This is a genomic window from Bradyrhizobium sp. Mp27, from assembly GCF_029953005.1.
In the GTDB taxonomy this organism is placed as follows: domain Bacteria; phylum Pseudomonadota; class Alphaproteobacteria; order Rhizobiales; family Xanthobacteraceae; genus Bradyrhizobium; species Bradyrhizobium barranii.
On sequence record NZ_JASAUS010000027.1, the window covers coordinates 1 to 17,659 of the forward strand.

13 protein-coding genes are annotated in these 17,659 nt (G+C 64.9%); 1 reads left to right on the forward strand and 12 read right to left on the reverse strand.

The features are described 5' to 3' along the window. Positions 1-206: 206 nt before the first annotated feature. The 9 genes from QJT78_RS16465 to QJT78_RS16505 form a co-directional block, all read right to left on the reverse strand. On the reverse strand, positions 207-1,400 hold the full coding sequence (locus QJT78_RS16465) for a CoA transferase (RefSeq protein ID WP_028149574.1): 1,194 nt from the start codon (positions 1,398-1,400) through the stop codon (positions 207-209). Between the two features lie 89 nt (positions 1,401-1,489). Next, positions 1,490-2,695 carry an ABC transporter substrate-binding protein gene (locus tag QJT78_RS16470; protein WP_028149573.1) on the reverse strand — a complete coding sequence of 402 codons (1,206 nt, stop codon included), beginning with the start codon at positions 2,693-2,695 and terminating at the stop codon, positions 1,490-1,492. A gap of 243 nt (positions 2,696-2,938) precedes the next feature. Continuing rightward, positions 2,939-3,634 carry an ABC transporter ATP-binding protein gene (locus QJT78_RS16475; protein ID WP_014497636.1) on the reverse strand — a complete coding sequence of 232 codons (696 nt, stop codon included), beginning with the start codon at positions 3,632-3,634 and terminating at the stop codon, positions 2,939-2,941. Next, a complete protein-coding gene (locus tag QJT78_RS16480) occupies positions 3,634-4,386 on the reverse strand; it encodes an ABC transporter ATP-binding protein (RefSeq protein WP_028149572.1) in 753 nt (250 codons plus the stop codon). Before QJT78_RS16480 ends, QJT78_RS16475 begins: the two co-directional genes overlap by 1 nt. Beyond that, entirely contained in the window at positions 4,383-5,663 is a 1,281-nt protein-coding gene (locus QJT78_RS16485; RefSeq protein ID WP_038942713.1) for a branched-chain amino acid ABC transporter permease, read from the reverse strand. The genes QJT78_RS16480 and QJT78_RS16485 overlap by 4 nt, the downstream gene beginning before the upstream one ends. After that, the gene (locus QJT78_RS16490; protein ID WP_028149570.1) at positions 5,660-6,607 is read right to left on the reverse strand and encodes a branched-chain amino acid ABC transporter permease; all 948 of its coding nucleotides are present in this window, start codon (positions 6,605-6,607) and stop codon (positions 5,660-5,662) included. The genes QJT78_RS16485 and QJT78_RS16490 overlap by 4 nt, the downstream gene beginning before the upstream one ends. A 123-nt stretch (positions 6,608-6,730) precedes the next feature. Continuing rightward, positions 6,731-7,963, reverse strand: a complete 1,233-nt coding sequence (locus QJT78_RS16495; protein WP_028149569.1) for a branched-chain amino acid ABC transporter substrate-binding protein — start codon at positions 7,961-7,963, stop codon at positions 6,731-6,733. Between the two features lie 245 nt (positions 7,964-8,208). Beyond that, positions 8,209-9,336: a mandelate racemase/muconate lactonizing enzyme family protein gene (locus tag QJT78_RS16500; RefSeq protein WP_028149568.1), complete on the reverse strand. Its 1,128-nt coding sequence runs from the start codon at positions 9,334-9,336 to the stop codon at positions 8,209-8,211. Between the two features lie 123 nt (positions 9,337-9,459). Then, a complete protein-coding gene (locus QJT78_RS16505) occupies positions 9,460-10,896 on the reverse strand; it encodes an oligosaccharide flippase family protein (RefSeq protein ID WP_038942714.1) in 1,437 nt (478 codons plus the stop codon). Positions 10,897-11,250: 354 nt separating this feature from the next. On the opposite strand from QJT78_RS16505, the gene QJT78_RS16510 reads away from it, so the two are divergent. Further along, positions 11,251-12,318 carry an endo-1,4-beta-xylanase gene (locus QJT78_RS16510; protein WP_028149566.1) on the forward strand — a complete coding sequence of 356 codons (1,068 nt, stop codon included), beginning with the start codon at positions 11,251-11,253 and terminating at the stop codon, positions 12,316-12,318. A 9-nt stretch (positions 12,319-12,327) separates the two neighbouring features. Here QJT78_RS16510 and QJT78_RS16515 read toward each other — a convergent pair whose 3' ends face one another. The 3 genes from QJT78_RS16515 to QJT78_RS16525 form a co-directional block, all read right to left on the reverse strand. Then, on the reverse strand, positions 12,328-13,281 hold the full coding sequence (locus QJT78_RS16515; protein ID WP_028149565.1) for a DUF6492 family protein: 954 nt from the start codon (positions 13,279-13,281) through the stop codon (positions 12,328-12,330). A 95-nt stretch (positions 13,282-13,376) separates the two neighbouring features. Beyond that, positions 13,377-14,171 carry an rRNA adenine N-6-methyltransferase family protein gene (locus QJT78_RS16520; protein WP_028149564.1) on the reverse strand — a complete coding sequence of 265 codons (795 nt, stop codon included), beginning with the start codon at positions 14,169-14,171 and terminating at the stop codon, positions 13,377-13,379. Next, the gene (locus QJT78_RS16525; RefSeq protein WP_028149563.1) at positions 14,168-17,638 is read right to left on the reverse strand and encodes an AAA family ATPase; all 3,471 of its coding nucleotides are present in this window, start codon (positions 17,636-17,638) and stop codon (positions 14,168-14,170) included. Before QJT78_RS16525 ends, QJT78_RS16520 begins: the two co-directional genes overlap by 4 nt. Between the last annotated feature and the right edge of the window lie 21 nt (positions 17,639-17,659).

A 17,659-nucleotide genomic window follows, 5' to 3' on the forward strand; every position in this document is an offset into this window, starting at 1 on the left:
ACGAGAAGGGCGGAATCGTATCGTCGGTCATGGCGGGCGTGGCGTTCGCGGTTGGAGGTGATGGGGTTGGCTTCGCAACCGAATCCTACGCCGCATCAGCGCTTTACCCCTGAGGCGCACTCTTACGAATAAGACGGGCTAGACCCGCCCGAGACCGCAGGATGTGACCGTCATCACAGAGATGCGGTTCCCGAACGCCGGCCGGCTCAGGACGCGACCCCAACCGCCTTGCTGTCGACCGCGGCCTGGATTTCCGCATCGCTCAGGCCCGCCTCGCGCAACACCTCGCGCGAGTGCTCGCCGAGGCGCGGCGCCATGCGATGGATGCCGGCCGGGCTTTCCGAGAATTTCGTCGCGGGCCGCGCCTGCCGGATCCGGCCTTCGGTCGGATGATCAATATCCGCAAACAGTGCGACGGCGGCGAGATGCGGCTGCTCGCCGATCTCGGTGAGCCGGGCGAAGGCGGTGTGCGGCACGTCCAGCCGCAGCAGCAATTCCTCCCACTCCGCAGTGGTGCGGGTCGGCCCGATCTCGCTCATGCGGTCGTAGACCTTGTCGATGTTCTGGGAACGAAGCACGGGATCGCGCACCCCGAGCTCCTCGATCAGTTCGGGGCGGCCGACAGCCTCGAAGAAGGCGCACCAATTGTCTCCGGAGTAAGGCAGCATCGTCAGCCAGCCGTCCTTGGTCTGCACCGGGCGCCGGTTCTTCATCCGCTTGTAGCCGGTCGGGCCGATCGGCGGATCGAACGCGTGTCCGCCCAGCATCTCGATGCTGTTGAAGCCAGCGATGGTTTCCAGCATCGGCACTTCGACCATCTGGCCCTGCCCGCTGTGCTCGCGCCGGAACAAGGCCGCGGACACGGCGCCGACCATCGCCATCGCGCAGATCTTGTCGCCGATCAGGCTCGGAACGAATTCCGGCTCCTCGTCCGATCCGATCGATGACGCCAGACCCGACGCGGCCTGGATGATCTCGTCGAAGGCGGGGCGCGCCGCCCACGGCCCGTCCTGGCCAAAGCCGGTCGCCGCGGCATAGATCAGGCGCGGATTGAGCTTTGCGCAGGCCTCGTAGCCGAAGCCGAGCCGCGCCATCGCGGCGGGGCGCACATTGGTGACGAGCGCATCGACCGTCGGGATCAGTCGCGCCAGCGCCGCCTTGCCGTCCGGATGCTTCAAATCGAGCGCAAGGCTGCGCTTGTTGCGGTTGACGGCCATGAACTGGCCACTCATGCCGCGGTTCCGGAACACGCCGGTGTAGCGCCACGTATCGCCCGCGGGCGGCTCGACCTTGATGACATCGGCGCCCCAGTCGCCGAGCATCTGCGCGGCGTAGGGGCCGAACAGCACGCTCGTCAGATCGAGAACGCGGATACCGCTGAGGGGGCCGGTCGGTGTCATCGTCGTTTCACTGTCGTTGGAGGAAGCAATTGTGGGACAAGACGGGCAGGTCAGGCTGGTGCCAGCCCGCCCGTCACATTGCGTCGATCCTATTCGCCGATCACGTCGCCGAACAGCTCCCAGGACTTGCCGTTGAAGCGCGCCATCTGCAACTGCCGGATCGGCGTCACCTGCTCGGCCGAGGTGTTGAGCTTGATGCCCGGCAGCAGCATCGGCAATTCGACGTCCCTGAACGACTGCGTCTGCTTCATCAGGTTGGCGCGGGTGAGGTCGTTGCCGGCGCGCTGCAGCACCAGCTCCATGATCTGCGCCATGGTGTAGCCGGTGACGTTGAAGACGTCGGCCGGATCGGCGCCCGAATTGTACGTCTTCATCCACTCGCGCCAGGCTTTCATGCCGGAATCATTCTCCCAGCGCGGATCACCGGGATCCTTCTGGAAAGCACCGGTGACGATGCCGACGGAATTGTCGAGCCCGGCCGGCACCAGCACGGAGCCGACGGAGTTGGAAACGGCGGGAAGGATGATCTGCGGCTTCCAGCCGAGCTCGGCGATTTTCTTGATGGCCTGCGCCGCGAATTTCGGCGTGCACTCGTTGAAAACAACGTCGGCGCCGGCGGCCTTGAACTTGACGATCTGGGAGTCCACGGTCGGATCCGATGTCTCGTAGGTGGCCTCGGACACGATCTGGTTGACGTGCTCCCCTAACCCTTCCTTGAAGCCGGCGAGATAGTCGCGCCCGGGATCTTCGTTCGGCGTGATGACGGCGATTTTAGCATTCGGCTTGTTAGCGAGAATCCACTTGGCATAGATGCGGCCTTCGGTCCGGTAGGTCGGCTGCGAACCGGTGGTCCAGGGAAAATGCTGCGGATCGTTCCAGCGGCTGGCGCCGCTCGACGGGAACAGCTGCGGGATCTTCTTGCCGTTGAGGTATTTCTGCGCGGCGATGTTGGGACCGGTGCCGAGCATCGAGAACATCGCCAGCACCTCGTCGCTCTCGGCGAGGCGGCGAACCTGCTCGACCGTCTTCGACGGCGAATAACCGTCGTCCATGCTGAGCAGCTCGACCTTGCGGCCGTTGATGCCGCCCTTGTCGTTGAGCATCTTGAAATAGGCGATCTCGGCGCGGCCAATCGCGGAATAGGCGGAGGCCGGTCCCGAGTAGGGCATGGTCTGCCCGAGCTTGATCGACGTGTCGGTCGCGCCGGTATCGTAGTTTCCGGCCATCGCGGCCGAAGCGGCGCCCAGCGCCGCAAGCAGAGCAACGACTCCACGGACCAGTTGTCTTCCCGGCATGCTCGGCATCTCCTTACCCAGGCAAGACGCATCGACGCGCGAGCTCACAGCTGCCGCCGGCGCCCTCCACTTTCTTCTTGGTTATCATCGGCCGCATCGATGCGATGCCGGCGAGCGCGACGATACAAGGATTATGAAGCGGGAGATGTAGCGAAGAATTCAGATGCGTATGCGCGGCTTGCAGCCGTTCTATTTTACGCGTGCGTCACACGACAATGTGAGCGTCAGACCTCGAGCCATGCGTCAGACTTCGAGCCATTCCTGGCGCACGGCGGCATTGGCCTTGAGCTCGTCCGGCGTGCCCTCGAACACGACGCGGCCGTGGCCCATGATGTAGACGCGCTTCGAGATCCGCATCGCGATCGACAGCTTCTGCTCGACGAGCAGGATTGCGACGCCGGCCTGCGCGATGCGCGCGATGAGATCGCCGACCTGCTGCACGATCAGCGGCGCCAGACCTTCGGTCGGCTCGTCGATCATGATCAGGTCCGGATCGCCCATCAGCGTCCGGCAGGTCGTGAGCATCTGCTTCTCGCCGCCGGACAGCACGCCCGCGGCTGTATCGGCGCGCGCGGCGAGATTGGGGAACATGTCGAGCATGTCCTGAAGCCGCCACTTGCCGGGGCGGCGCGTGTCCTTGACGCCGAGCAGGAGGTTTTGGCGAACCGTCAGGCTCGGGAAGATGTCGCGATGCTCAGGGACATAGCCGAGGCCGAGGCGCGCGATCTTGTAGCTCGGCAGGCCGGCGATGTCCTTGCCCTTGAAGCGGATCGTGCCCTGCGGCGCGACCTCGCCCATGATCGCCTTGACCGTGGTGGAGCGGCCGACACCGTTGCGCCCGAGCAGGCTCACGACCTCACCCGCGGCGACATCGAGGTCGACGCCCTGGAGGATGTGGCTCTTGCCGTAATAGGCGTGGAGATCCCTGACCTCGAGCATCAGTGCGCTTCCTCGCCGAGATAGGCTTCCTTGACCTTCGGATCGCGCCGGATCTCTTCCGGCGTGCCCGATGCAATGATGTGACCGTAGACCAGCACGGAGATGCGGTCGGCAAGGCCGAACACCACGCTCATGTCGTGCTCGACGATGACCAGGGTCTTGCCCTCGGTCAGCCGCCGGATCAGCGACACCGCGCGATCGGTTTCGGCGTGGCTCATGCCGGCGGTCGGCTCGTCGAGCATGACGACCGTGGCCCCGCTCGCGATGGTGATGCCGATCTCGAGCTCGCGCTGCTCGGCGTAGGTCAGAAGCCCCGCCGGAACATCGCGCCGATGCGTCAGATGGATGTCGTCCAGGATCTGGGCCGTGCGCTCGCGCACTTCCGGCAGACTGTCGACGTTCTTCCAGAAAGCGTAGCGATGCCCCGTCGCCCACAGCACGGCACAGCGGACGTTCTCCCAGACCGACATGCGGGCGAACACGTTGGTGACCTGGAACGAGCGCGACAGGCCGCGCCGGTTGATCTCGAACGGCCGCAGGCCGGAGATCACATCGCCGTTCAGCTTCACCTCGCCCGAGGTCGGCTTGATGTGGCCGCTGATCAGATTGAACGTCGTGGATTTTCCGGCGCCGTTCGGACCGATGACGGCGTGACGCTCGCCTTTCGCGACGCTGAGGTTGAGATCGCGGATGATACCGACATTGCCGAAGCGTTTTTCGACGGCGCGGACTTCGATGGCTGCTGCGCTCATGCCAGATACCCCCGGTCACGGGCGACCGTCGCAGCCCTGTCCCACGCGTCCGCGATCCTCCGCCAGGTCAGCCGCGCGACGAACGCACCGCCGACGACGAGAACTGCTGCGGCAATCCACGTCACCGGGGATTTCGCATTGAAGGGAATGCCAAACAGGTTGATCGGGTCGCCGCCGGAATAGCGCGCGACCGTCTCGATGGTGAGGATGACGCCGCAGGCGAGCGCCACGGTCGGCACGATCGCGACGAGATAGGACGGGATCACCGTCCACAGCGTTCCGGCGCGAACCGGCGGCCGGTGCATCATCAACAGGCCGGCGATACCGCCCGGCGCGAACATCACAATGCCGATGAAGATGATGCCGAAATAGAGCTGCCAGACGCTGGTGAGGCCTGTCAGCCCGAGCTGGAGATAGGTCACCAGGATCGCGCCGAGGATCGGTCCGAAGAAATAGGCGATGCCGCCGATGAAGGTGGAGAACAGCACCAGACCGGACTGAATCGCACCGAGCAGCGCGGAGTTCGCGATCTCGAAATTGATCGCGGTCAGGCCGCCGGCGACGCCCGCGAAGAACCCGGCAAAGCAATAGGCGAGATAGCGGACGACGTGAGGATCGTAGCCGATGAACTGGACACGCTCGGGATTGTCGCGGACGGCATTGCTGATCCGTCCCAGCGGCGTCCGGGTCAGCGCGTACATCGCGATGGCCGACAGCACCAGCCAGAACGCGATGAGGTAATAGACCTGAACCTGCGGGCCGAACGACCAGCCGAACATCTTGGGCAGCGCCGTGCGGTCCGTGGTGATGCCGGCTTCGCCGCCGAACACCGAGCGCAGGATCAGCGAGGACGACGCCACCAATTCGCCGATGCCGAGCGAGATCATCGCGAACACGGTGCCAGCGCGCTTGGTCATGACCCAGCCGATGATGACAGCGAAGACGAGACCACCGATCCCGCCGAACAGCGGAATGAACGGCAGCGGGATCGGCCAGCCATGCGACACCACCGCATTCATCATGTGACAGGCCGCGAAGCCGCCGAGGCCGTAATGCACGGCGTGACCGAACGACAGCAGGCCGGTCTGGCCGAGCAGGATGTTGTAGGAGAGCGCGAAGACGATCGCGATGCCGATCAGGCTGAACGACGTCAGCGAGCCGCCGGAGGAGAAGATCAGCGGCAGGACGATCAGCGCGGCGATGCCGATCAGCCAGACGCCGTAGAAGCGCAGGCCGTCTCCGGCGGGCTTCGATGCCGAAATCGATTTGGCGGTCATGACTCGCGCGTCCCCATCAGGCCCATGGGGCGAACGATCAGAATGAGCACCAGGAGCATATAGGGAACGATCGGCGCGACCTGCGCGATCGTGACGTTCCAGATGTCGGTGAGGACCGACGGTCCCGTCGACGGATCGAGCGGCCCGAACGCACTCGCCAGCGAACCGTTCAGCGCCACCGCAAAGGTCTGCACCAGGCCGATCACGAGCGAGGCGATGAAAGCGCCGGGCAAGGAGCCGAGGCCACCGAACACGATGACGACGAATAGGATGGGCCCGAGCGCTGCGGCCATGTCCGACTGCGTCACCAGGGCCGGTCCGGCAATGACGCCGGCAATGCCGGCGAGCGCGCTGCCGACGCCGAACACCACCATGAACACCCGCCCGACATTGTGGCCGAGATGCCCGACCATGTGCGGATGCGTCAGCGCCGCCTGCACGATCAGGCCGACGCGGGTGCGCTTGAGCACGACCAGCAGCGCCACGAAGATCACGACCGACACGGCCAGCATGAAGATCTTGTAGGCGGGATAGTTGGTCGAGAAGATCGTGAAGGCCGGGAAGTCGAGCAGCGGCGGCACGCGATAGTCGACCGGGCTCTTGCCCCAGATCATCGACACGATTTCTTCGATCGCAAAAGCCAGACCGAAGGTCAGCAGCAGTTCCGCGACATGGCCGTGCTTGTGCGTGTTGCGCAGGCCGTAGCGCTCCACCGCCATGCCGATGGCGCCGACCAGCAGCGGCGCCAGCACCAGCGCGGGCCAGAAGCCGATCCACTTGGTGAGCTGGAAGCCGAAGAAGGCGCCGAGCATGTAGAAGCTGGCATGCGCGAAGTTGAGCACGCCCATCATGCTGAAGATGACGGTTAGCCCGCTCGACAGCAGGAAGAGCAGCATGCCGAACAGCACGCCGTTCAGGGTCGAAATGACAAGGAGTTCAAGCACAGCGCACTCATGGATATCCGGGGCCGAATGGCCCCGGTGAACGTCGTCCAACCGATCAAATGCCTTCCGCGCGCCGTCTCCCCGCGACCGAGAATGGTCACGGGAGGACGACGGACTTTCAGGTTACGGCCGCGTCATCTTGCAGGTCGTGGAGACCATGGCCTGCGGCGTATCGATCTTGGAGACCAGATGCCAGCCCCAACCGGTGCTCTCCTCGTCGAACGGCTCGTTCTCAGTCAGCTTGCCGAAGGAGGAAATGTAGATCGGCTGAAGGAACTGGTGGTCGTCCTTGCGCATGATGCCGGTGCCGCCGTCCAGGACCTCGAACTTCAGGTCCTCGAGCGCCGCCGCCACCTTCACGGGATCGATCGAGTTGGCCTTCTCGGCAGCCGCCTTGAACATGCGCATCTCGTTGACCGCACGCGGGTACCAGAGCGACAGATTGACCTTGGCGCGGAACGCCTTCTCGTAATCCATCGCAACCTTGTTGCCGGAATTCGCAAAGCCTTCGGTGATCTGGAAGACCTGATGATCGAGACCGGTCTGCTTGACGGCAGTCGGGCCGCCGGCGCCGCCGGCATAATAGGTGTACCAGTTGACCTTCAGGCCGGCGTCAGCGGCAGCCTTGAGCAGCAGCGCGAAGTCCTGGCCCCAATTGCCGGTGACGACACTGTCGGCGCCGGACGCCTTGATCTTGGCGATATAGGGCGAGAAATCGGTGACCTTCAGCAGCGGATGCAGCTCGTCGCCGACGATCTGGATGTCGGGCCGCTTGGCGCCGAGCATCTTGCGCGCGTCGGAGCGGACGGACTGGCCGAACGAATAGTCCTGGTTGATCAGGTACACCTTTTTGATCGAGGCGGTGTCCTTCATGTAGTTGGTGAGCGCCTCCATCTTGATGTCGGAGCTCGCATCCCAGCGGAAATGCCAGTAGCTGCACTTCTCGTTGGTCAGGCTGGGATCGACGGCGGCGTAGTTGAAGTACAGCACTTCCTTGCCGGGATTGCGCGTGTTGTTCTTGGTGACGAAATCCGACAGCGCCGCGCCGACGGACGAGCCGTTGCCTTGCGTGATGTAGTGAACCCCGGCGTCGATCGCCTTCTGGGCCTGCACCAGGCTCTCCTGCGGATTGGTCTTGTTGTCGAGCGGCAAGATCTCGATCTTGTGGCCGAGAATGCCGCCCTTGGCGTTGAGCTCGTCGGCCAGATATTGGAATGTCTTCAGACCACCCTCGCCGACGCTGGCGCCACCGCCGGAGAGCGGATCGATGTAGCCGATCTTGAGGGTGTCCTCAGCCGACGCGGCATGACCGAGCATCGGGGCGATCACGGCAATGGCCAAAGTGAGCTTGCGCATTTTTTCGTTTCCTCGCTGGCTATCGACTTTGGTCGATGGGCTCTTTGCGCATGTTGCAGCGCAATTGCAGATCCCTAATGAGCAGAACGAACTTTGATTTTCAAGCTCGGCGAGACATGGCTCCGGCCATCGCTATGAAATGTGAAGGCGGCTACCCGTCTCGCCGGCAGCTTTCCGCGACGAGGAATAGAACGCAAGGGGAAACTGGCCTGCGCGGCGCCCGACGACGCAGGTGTCGCAGCCGTCTACAGGCTGCGATAGTTCGCGATTCCCGACAGGTCGGGCGTGAATCCGAGCCCCGGTTCCTCGCCGAGGACGATCGTACCATCAGTGACATTGGCAACGGCACCGCAGAACCGGTCGCGCAGTGGATTGTCGTTGGCATCGACCTCGAGCCAGCCGTCGCCGCCGATGCCCGCCAGCAGATGCGCCGAGGCGAGCAGTCCGATGCCGCCGCCGAGATAATGCGGGCAGAACGTCTTGCCGGCCTTGAGAATGTCGTGCGCGACGCCAGCGCATGCGCTCAGCCCGCCCCATTTCGCGATGTCGGGCTGAACGACGCCGAGCACGTCTTCGGCCAGGACGTTCTTGAATCCCTCGACGCTCGAAATGTTCTCGCCCGCGGCAATCGGCATTTTCGCGGCTGCCCGCAGCCTGCGCCATTCCTCGCGCGGCCGGTCGGCGCGGATCGGCTCCTCCAGCCAGCGCAGATAGAACGCGGCCAACCGCGGCAGCATCTCCAGCGCCTGATCGACCGACCAGCCCTGATTGGCATCGGCGGCGAGCATGCCCGCGCCGACGATCGCGCGCAGCGCGGCCAGATTGGCGAGATCGGTCTCGGCACCGAAGCCGACCTTTAGCTTCAACGCGCGATGGCCGCGCGCGAGCGCGGCTTCGGCCGTCTGCGCGGCGCCGCCCGGATTGATGCCGCTGGCATAGACCTTGATCCTGCGCGACTGCCCACCGAGAAGCCGCCACAGCGGCAAGCGCTGCCGACGCGCGGAGAGGTCCCACAGCGCGAGATCGATGCCCGAAATCGCCTGCGCGAACGGACCGGGCTCGCCGCATTGAAGCGCGAGCACCTCGGTACCCTTCGACAGGACCTCGAATGCCTGGGCGGGACTGTCGAACCTGCGCCCGACAAGGCCCGGAGCGAGCACTTCGTTGACAAGCCGGGCACGGTGCTCGGCGCCCGGTGCAGGAAAGTTCGACCAGGCTTCGCCCCACCCCTCGACACCGTCCTCGTCGACGGCGCGAACGAAGACGGCCGGACGGTTGAGCATCTTGCCGAACGACGTCACCACCGGCGTCGCCAAGGGATAGCGATAGCAGAAGGCCTCGATCGAGCGGATGGTGAAGCTGTCAGTCGTCATCTTGCAGGTCCTGCGACCGAGTTGAGACCACGCGGGACCGTTACCATCTCAGTATGCGCGCGCGAAGTCACCTTCCTGCTTGATATCAGCGAACACCGGAAAGCGCGCCTTCCACGGCGGGTTCTATACGCCCAGCGCCTTGCGGTTGAACGTCCGCAGGAAGCGCAGCGACAACGTCCGCACGTTCGCGACGTTGAGCAGCCAGGCCGCAGCAGCGTAAGCAACCCCGCCCGCGGAGCTGACGACCATCAACGCCACGATACCGGTACCGCCCACTTGCGTCCGCGCAACGAGGATAGCGCCCGCCATCGCCGCAGCCGAAGCCGCAACGCCGGCGAGGCGGTTGGCGTCGAACGGCACGGGGTGGGCGCGGCGCATCAGGGCGACGGCGACGACGAAGCCGACCGCTTCGGTGGCGAGCGTGGCCAGCGCCGCGCCGTAAAGCCCGTAGCCGGCGACCAGCGCGAACATCAGTGCCACGCTCAGAACGAGCGTGAGGAACGACTGCGCCGCCAGCATGAACGGCCGCTCGGCGAGCTGGAAGCTGATCTGCACATAGAATTGATTGGCGATGCCGAAGAAGCGCGCGAGCACCAGCGTCGGCAGCAGCGCCGATACGCCGGCGCGGAAATCGACACCGACAAGCGTGCCCGCGACCTGGTCGGCCGCGAGCGCGAGCCAGACCGCGACGGGTGCGACGACGACGAGCAGCAACTCGAGGCTCTCGCACAGGCGCTCCCGCGTCGTCTCGTTGTTTTTCTCCGACAGCGAGCGGAACACCAGCGGCACGGTTGCCGCGGCGACGCTGGAGGCGATCATGACCATGAACTGGCGCGGCAGATCGGCGGCGACGCCGAAAATGCCGGCGGCGTCCTTGCCGAGCAGATAAGCGACGATGAGCCGGTCGCAGGCCGAATAGACCGCAACGGACAATCCGGCCAGCGTCAGCGGCAGGCCGTAGCGCGCCAGCTGCATGAACTGGCTTCGCTCGAAGCGGGCGTTCTTCGTGCGGTCGCCGATGAGATTGAGAATGATGCCGGTGAGCGAGCCCAGGCCGAACGCGGCGAGCAGTCCCAAGCCACCCCAGCCGAGCCAGATGCCGAGCAGGCCAAAGCCGACGCTCGACACGCTGCGCACGATCGAGATCGCCGCAAACCGGTACGGGCGCAATTTGGCGCGTTCGAATTCCTGGCCGACATCGACGGCATTGGCCATGATCGCCACGAACATGCTGGCGAGCAGCAGCTCGACGCTGAGGTCGCTGCGGAACAGAATGACCAGCGGTGTGGTGGCGCAGAGGACCGCGGCCGTCAGCCCGAAGGCAACCATCGCCGTGCCGCGAAAATCCACCTCCGCCGACATCGCCTGATATCGGGACACCGACAGCTTGATCCAGGCGAAGAAGATCGCGCCCAATATGCCGGCAAGGCTGATGCCGACGACATAAACGCCGTACTCGGCCGGCGTCAGCAGCCGCGTGTAGGCCGTGACCGCAAAGAAACCCACCGCTGCGGGCAGGATGTAGGCGACGAGATAAATCGAGAAATGGCGGTTCAGCATGCGAGCACAGGACCGGCAGCGGTGTTGCGATGGTGACGGCCGTTAATCAATGACCTTGGCGGGGCGAACGAACTGCGCCGCAGCATCTCTCAAGAGTGTCACATAAGTCTGCAGATCGGGCGGCGAATGAGGCTGAGAGGCCGCTTTCGCGCGTTAGCGTTAAATTTGCCCTTTCCCCGGGGCGGTTCGAGCGATCACGACACGAGACCCTGATCCAGACTGGAACAGCGATGCAGCGCCACGCGCGTTGACGCGCCGGACATCCGCAAAGGTTAACCCAACGACCGGAAACCCCGGCGTCGCAGGGCGCCGCTTGGTACGGTGGCGCGTTGGTTCCAAAAGGAATGTCCCACCGTGGCCAGGCTCGACAGACGCGAATTTCTCCTCGGCGGCGCCGCAGCACTCGCGGCGGGAGCAACGGCGTCGGCCGCGCCGGCATCAAAACTCGCGCAGCGCCGTCCGGGCTTTGGCGCTGCTGCGACGCTCTGGGACCTGCAAGCCGATCCCAGGCTCGGCGAAGCCATCAGCACCTATTGCACCCAGGTGGTGCCGGTGCTCGAGCTGAAATGGCCGATGCTGCGGCCGAACGCGCACACGCTCAACTTCGAGCGCGCCGACGCGATCCTGGATTTCGCGCGGGAGAACGATCTGACGATGCGCGGCCACGCGCTCGCCTGGTATCACGACATTCCGGACTGGACCAAGCAAATCAAGGATTCCAAGGGCGTCGAGCGCGCCTATGTCGACCACATCGGCACCGTCGTGTCCTATTACAAGGACAAGCTGACGTCGTGGGACGTCGTCAACGAGCCGATCCCGGACAATCCGAAGAAGATCACCGACCGGCGCGATACGTTCTGGACGCAGCATCTGGGCAACCGCTGGATTCCGCTGGCCTTCCGCACGGCGGCCGCGGCCGATCCCTTCGTCAAGCTCGCGATCAACGAATATGACATCGAGTCGGCGAAGGACTCGTTCATCGCCAAGCGCGCGGCGTACCGCAACCTGATCATGGACCTGCTCGACCAGGGCGTGCCGCTGCACGCCGTGGGCCTGCAATCGCATCTGCATGCCGAGCTCGAGATCGACACGCATGGGCTCGCCGAATTCGTCACCGAGCTGCGCTCCTGGGGCCTCGACGTGCTCGTCACCGAGCTCGACGTCGACGACCAGAAGCTGACGGGAAATCCTGCGGAGCGCGACGCCATCGTCGCCAAGCGCGTCGACGACCTCCTGACCGCGATCTCGACCAGCGGGCCGGTGCGCTCGATCCTGACCTGGGGCCTCTCGGATCGCTATAGCTGGATCAACGGCACCTTCGCCCGCGCGGACAAGCAGCCGAACCGCCCCTTGCCGCTCGACGGCGAGTTCAAGCCGAAGCCGTTCATGGACGTCATCAGCAAGTTCACGAGGGACGCCTGAGACGCGGCCTTAGCGCGTCTTCGCCGGCACTTCGAATTCGACCGCGTCACCCATATCTTCGGGAGACAGGCTCGGGCTGCGTCGATCACGCGAGCTGAGGCGGAACACGTCGCGGATGTCGTCGACCGAGGTCGACGAATAGGACTGGATGCAGAGCGCGACCTGGTCGGGCGAGGCCGCGCGCATCATCGCTTCGATGGCCGGGCGGTCGAGGGGCGTATCGTCCCAATGCGAGACCGCAATGCTGTCTTCGGTGACCCGATGGGTGGCCAGATGCGCGGGCGAGTTCGCAACGAAATGGCCGTACATCAGATATTCCGAGAACTTCTTCTTCCGGCACAGCGCCAGAACCCAGTTCAACCCCGTCGCCGACTTGATGGCAGCGGTCATCGCGCGCGCGGTGTCCCTATCCCAGACCAGCGCGTTGCCGACATAGTCATCGGCGGGGAACGAGCGCTCCTTGATACCGAGAAGCTGATCGACGGTGCGCAGCCACAGCCCGTGCAACGGGTGGTCGGCGCCGATGTCCTTCGGGGTGACGAACAGCGGCGTCTTCTCGGCGCCGGCATATTGACCGACGTCGAATTCGCGGAAGAACAGATTATCCGAATCCAGGATGCAGACGCGCTGCTCCGGCGCGTTGAGGACGCCGGCGATTTTCAGGATCTGCTGGATGTGCCAACCATGCACCGGCGACGACAGCAGCGACAGCCAGACCCGGCGTTTGCTGAGGAACTGAAGCGCCGGCGGCAGCGCCCACAGCCATTTCGGCAGATAATTCGAGGCCGGAACGATGACGCGCTTGTCGGACGCGAACCGCGCGAACAGCGGCACGTCCTCATCGTTAACGAGAACATAATGCCGCGTGTATCCCGACAGCCAAGTATCGATGCTCTCGCTGAGCAATGAAAAGCGTTCGATATCCTTGGCGTAGCTGGCGGTCAGCAGGGCAACGGAATGCATGGAGCGCGCTCGAATGGCCATCAAGCCGCACTCATAGCCGCACCGCGAGATGCTGGAAACTCACAAACGGAATCAAGGTAAAACGAAACCAAGCATTAGCCATCAGACGGCAGCCCCCGCTCGATGCCGCGAAAACGCAGGGGCGCCAGCGCGGCGGCGCGCTGCCACCAGTCGGCGACGCGGTCGTCGAGTGCGGTCACGCCGCGACCCTGGCCCGGGAAGATCCGGATCTGCTGCACCGCCTCGGCCTCGAACCCCCTGCCCTTGCGCGTGATCTTGAGGGCGGCGCCCTCGCGGTCGCGCTGCGTCAGCGGCGCCAGGAGACGGCCGCGCGGACGGAGCGACTGCAGCCAGAGCGGATGCGGGTGCGGGAAGCCGGCATGCACGATGATCACGTCGGCCGGCTCGCCGATCTCCTCACATCCATCGCCATGCACGACCTCGACATTGCGATAGGGGCGAAGGTAATTCGCGGCACGCGCCGCAAGCCGCCCGTCGCATTCGATTGCATGCACCCTGCCCTTGGGCCCCACGATCTTCGACAACACCGCCGAAAAATAGCCGAGACCGCAGCCGATCTGGACCACGCGGTCCTTCTCCCCGACGTCGAGCAGATCGATGAAGTGCGCCCACAGGCTCGGCAGCCCGGTGTCGAGCTTGCGGCGCGCATCGATCGCGACCAGCACATTGTCGTAGAGATGAACGGGATCGGCATCCGGCGTCAGCCGGTAGCTGCGCGACGCCTCGCGCTTGATGCGCCAGGGTCCCTTCGCCAGAAAATCCTCGCGCGGGATGGCGGCGAGCGCTTCGAGAAGGCGTGGCGAGGAGATCCGCTCTCGCTTCGCGATCAACTCGACGTAGCGCGCACGCGCGGCGGCAAGACCGCTCATTTCGTCGCATCGGCCTGTTCAAGGACGGGCACGTCTCCGCGGAGCTCGCTGAGGAGCTGCATCGCCTGCTTCAGGTCCGGGGTGTAAAAGCCCTCGCTGAACTTGCCGACGATCGGCAAAAGCAGAAGGCTGGCGTGCTCGCGCTTGCCGGCGTCGTGCGACAGCCGCGCAAGGCTGACGGCGGTCCGAAGCTCCCATGACAGCGCGCCCTGCTTGCGTGCGGTCTCCAGCGACAGGGTGAACAGGTCCTCCGCCTCCTGCACCGATGCCGGATCACCGTCCGACATCGTGATCTCGCCCTGCAGGCGATAGACCTCGGCGAGATAGGAGTGATCGCCGGTCCGTCTCGCGGTCGCGAGCGCGCCGTCCAGCGCGCGCAAGGCGGCATCGCGCATCCCGACCTTGGCATAGGCTTCCGCAAGCAGGCAGCGGAACCAGCAGCCGGCGAGCCAGGAATCCATCGCCTCGTATTCGTCGAGGCCGAGGCGCATCTGGCTGAGACCTTCGTCGGCCTCGCCGAGCTGGGCGAGCGCCCAGCCGCGCAGGATCGCCGCCTGCTGCTTCCAGTGCAGGAAATTGTGCTCGGTGGCGATGATCATGGCGCGGTTGGCGTGGTCGCGCGTACCCTCGACGTCGCGCAAATGCTGGCACAGATAGGCGCCGAACACGAGCGCGAAGGCGAGCGTAAAGGGATGGCGGATCTTCTCGGCATTCGCGATCGCCTGCTCGCTGTGCTGGCGCGCCGCATCCGGCCGGCCGAGGAACCAGAGGAGATAGCCGAGATAGGACAGCGAAACGACGCCGGGATCAGTACCGTGCCGCTCCATCAGATCGGAGTGCAGATCGGGACTGTACAGGTTGATGCAGCGGTGCAGATGATGCTGAGAGGCGGCAAAACGGCCGCGATAGAGCATCGTCATCGCGATCGAGCGGTGCGCCTCGATCAGATATCCGGTCTGCTGCGCCGGCTGCGTGCGCTCGTTCAGCCGTTCGCGCTTGGCGAACTTCAACAGCTCGACGCTGAGATCGTGCGCGCGGCTGAGATCGGCACGGATGAAATGGCAGACCCAGAGCCCGCGCGTGGCGGCGAAGGCCTTCTCGTCGTCGTCGAGCTGTTGACCGAGCTCGAGCGCGCGGATGTAGTTCTCCTCGACCTCCTGCACGGCGTAGCCCTTGGCGGCAATCAATGCGTTGCCGAGCGCGATGCGCAGCTCCAGCTCCATCTCGTCGGCGCCCTGCATGCGCGCATTGGCCTGCACGACGCTCAAGCCCCGGCGCAAATGCCCGATCGCCTCCAGATTGGCGCCGCTCTTGGCCGCCTGCTTGCCGGCTTTGAGCCAGAAGCTGGCGGCGCCCTCGCTCTGGCCGGATTCGGTGAGGTGATGGGCCAGCAGCTCCGGTTCGCGCTCGGTCTTCTCCGGATACATCTCGGCGAGCACCTGCGCGATCCGCGAATGCAGCTTGCGCCGCTCGCTGTGCAGCAGGCTGTCGTGCGCGGCGTTCTGGATCATCACGTGCTTGAAGGAGTAGAGCGCGCCGGGCGGATGGCCGCGGCGCATGATCAACCCGGCCTCCTCCAGATGATTGAGCGCGGCCTCGATCTGCTCCGCCGGCGTGTTGGCGACCGCGTGCAGCGTCGCGTAGGAGAACTCGCGACCGATGGTGGCGCCGATCTGCGCGATGCGCTTGAACGGCCCCATCCGGTCCAGCCGCGCCATCAGCGAGTCGGTGAGGGTTGCCGGGATCGCGAGCTGCCGCCATGGGCCCGACAGCACGTAGCGCCCGTGCCGCTCGGTCAGGAGGTTGGATTCGAGAACGGTCTTGGTCAGCTCTTCCAGGAACAGCGGCACGCCGTCGGTCTTGACGATGATCTCCTCGACCACCTCCTTGGGAAGCTCGCGGCCCGCGACGCGCTCGACCAGCGTCGTGCGCAGCTGCCGGCTCAGGCGGTTCAGCACCAGCGTGGTGATGTGCGAATGCGCGTTCCAGCTCGGCTGGAATTCGGAGCGCGCGGTGATGATGACAAGGACCGGCTGGTTCTGCACCCGGGCGACGAGGAGGTCGATCACCTCGCGGGAGGTCGGGTCGATCCAGTGCAGATCCTCAAGCGCGATCACCAGCGGCATGTCGCGCGCAAGGCCGAGGAAATGATTGACCAGCGCCGCGACGGTCGCGTCCTTCTGCTGCTGCGGCGACAGGTCGAGCGGCGGATAGCGGTCTCCGGTCGGGATCGACAGCAGCGCGGCAAACAGCGGCGTGACCTGCTCGATGTCGCCATGGGCGGCGGCGATCGCGGTCTCCAGACCCGCCAGCGAGGTCGCGGACGGATCCTCGCGGTCGAGGCCGAGCGAAAATTTGAGCTGCTCGGAGAATGGATAGAACGCCGTGGAAGTGTAATAGGGCGAGCACTGGAACGAGACGTGTCCATGGCGGTCGCCCGCGATCCGGTCGAATATCTCCTGGATGATGCGCGACTTGCCGATGCCGGGCTCGCCGAACTTGACCACGACCTGGCCGTCGCCGTCCTTGACCTGCTGCCAGCGCCCCATCAGCAGCGCGATCTCCTCCTCGCGGTTGACGAGCGGCGTCAACCGCCCGCCCATGGCAGCGGCGAAGCGGGTCTCCGCCCGCGAGGCGCGCACCACGTGCCAGGCCTGCGTCTTCTCCGATATGCCCTTCAGCGCATGAACACCGAGATTGCGGTAGTCGAACTTGCCCTTCAGCAGCGACTGCGTCGAGGACGAGATCACGACGCCGTTGGGCGGCGCCAGACCTTGTAGGCGCGCGGCGAGATTGACGGTTTCTCCGACCGCGGAATCGCGCTCCTCGGTGCCTTGGCCAACGAGGTCGCCGACCACGACGAGACCGGTTGCGATTCCGATGCGGACGGCGGGGGCGTGGCTCAGCGCACCGCGCGGCTCGATCGCGCGCGCAGTCGACAGCACCCGCACGATCTCGAGCCCGGCGCGCACCGATCGCTCGGCATCGTCCTCATGCGCGGTCGGATAGCCGAAATAGACAAGGATACCGTCGCCGACGAAGCGCGCGGCAAACCCTTCGTAATGCTTCACGACGCGGACACAGGTCTCGCGAAAGCTCGCGATCATGTCGCGCACGTCTTCCGGATCGAACTGCACCGACAGCGAGGTGGAATCCACCATGTCGCAGAACATGGTGGTGAGCTGACGCCGTTCGGCACCAACTTCCGTCCGGACCTGCGGGCGCGCCGCCGCATCGGGCTTCTCTGCGGTCTCAGCCTGGAATATCGCCGACATCGCGCGCTGAAGCCGCTTGCGATCGCCGAGCGGCAATCCGAGCTCGACCAGATCGGATTCCGTCAGGTCCCACATCACATCGAGATCGAGGCGGTGCTGCGCGAAGAGATCGGTGTAATGTCCAAGACCGACGCCTTCGAGCCAGCGCTTCAACCCGCCTTCAGTCCCCGTAACAGGCTCATTCTCCAGCATGGTGATTCTGCCCGACCTTCA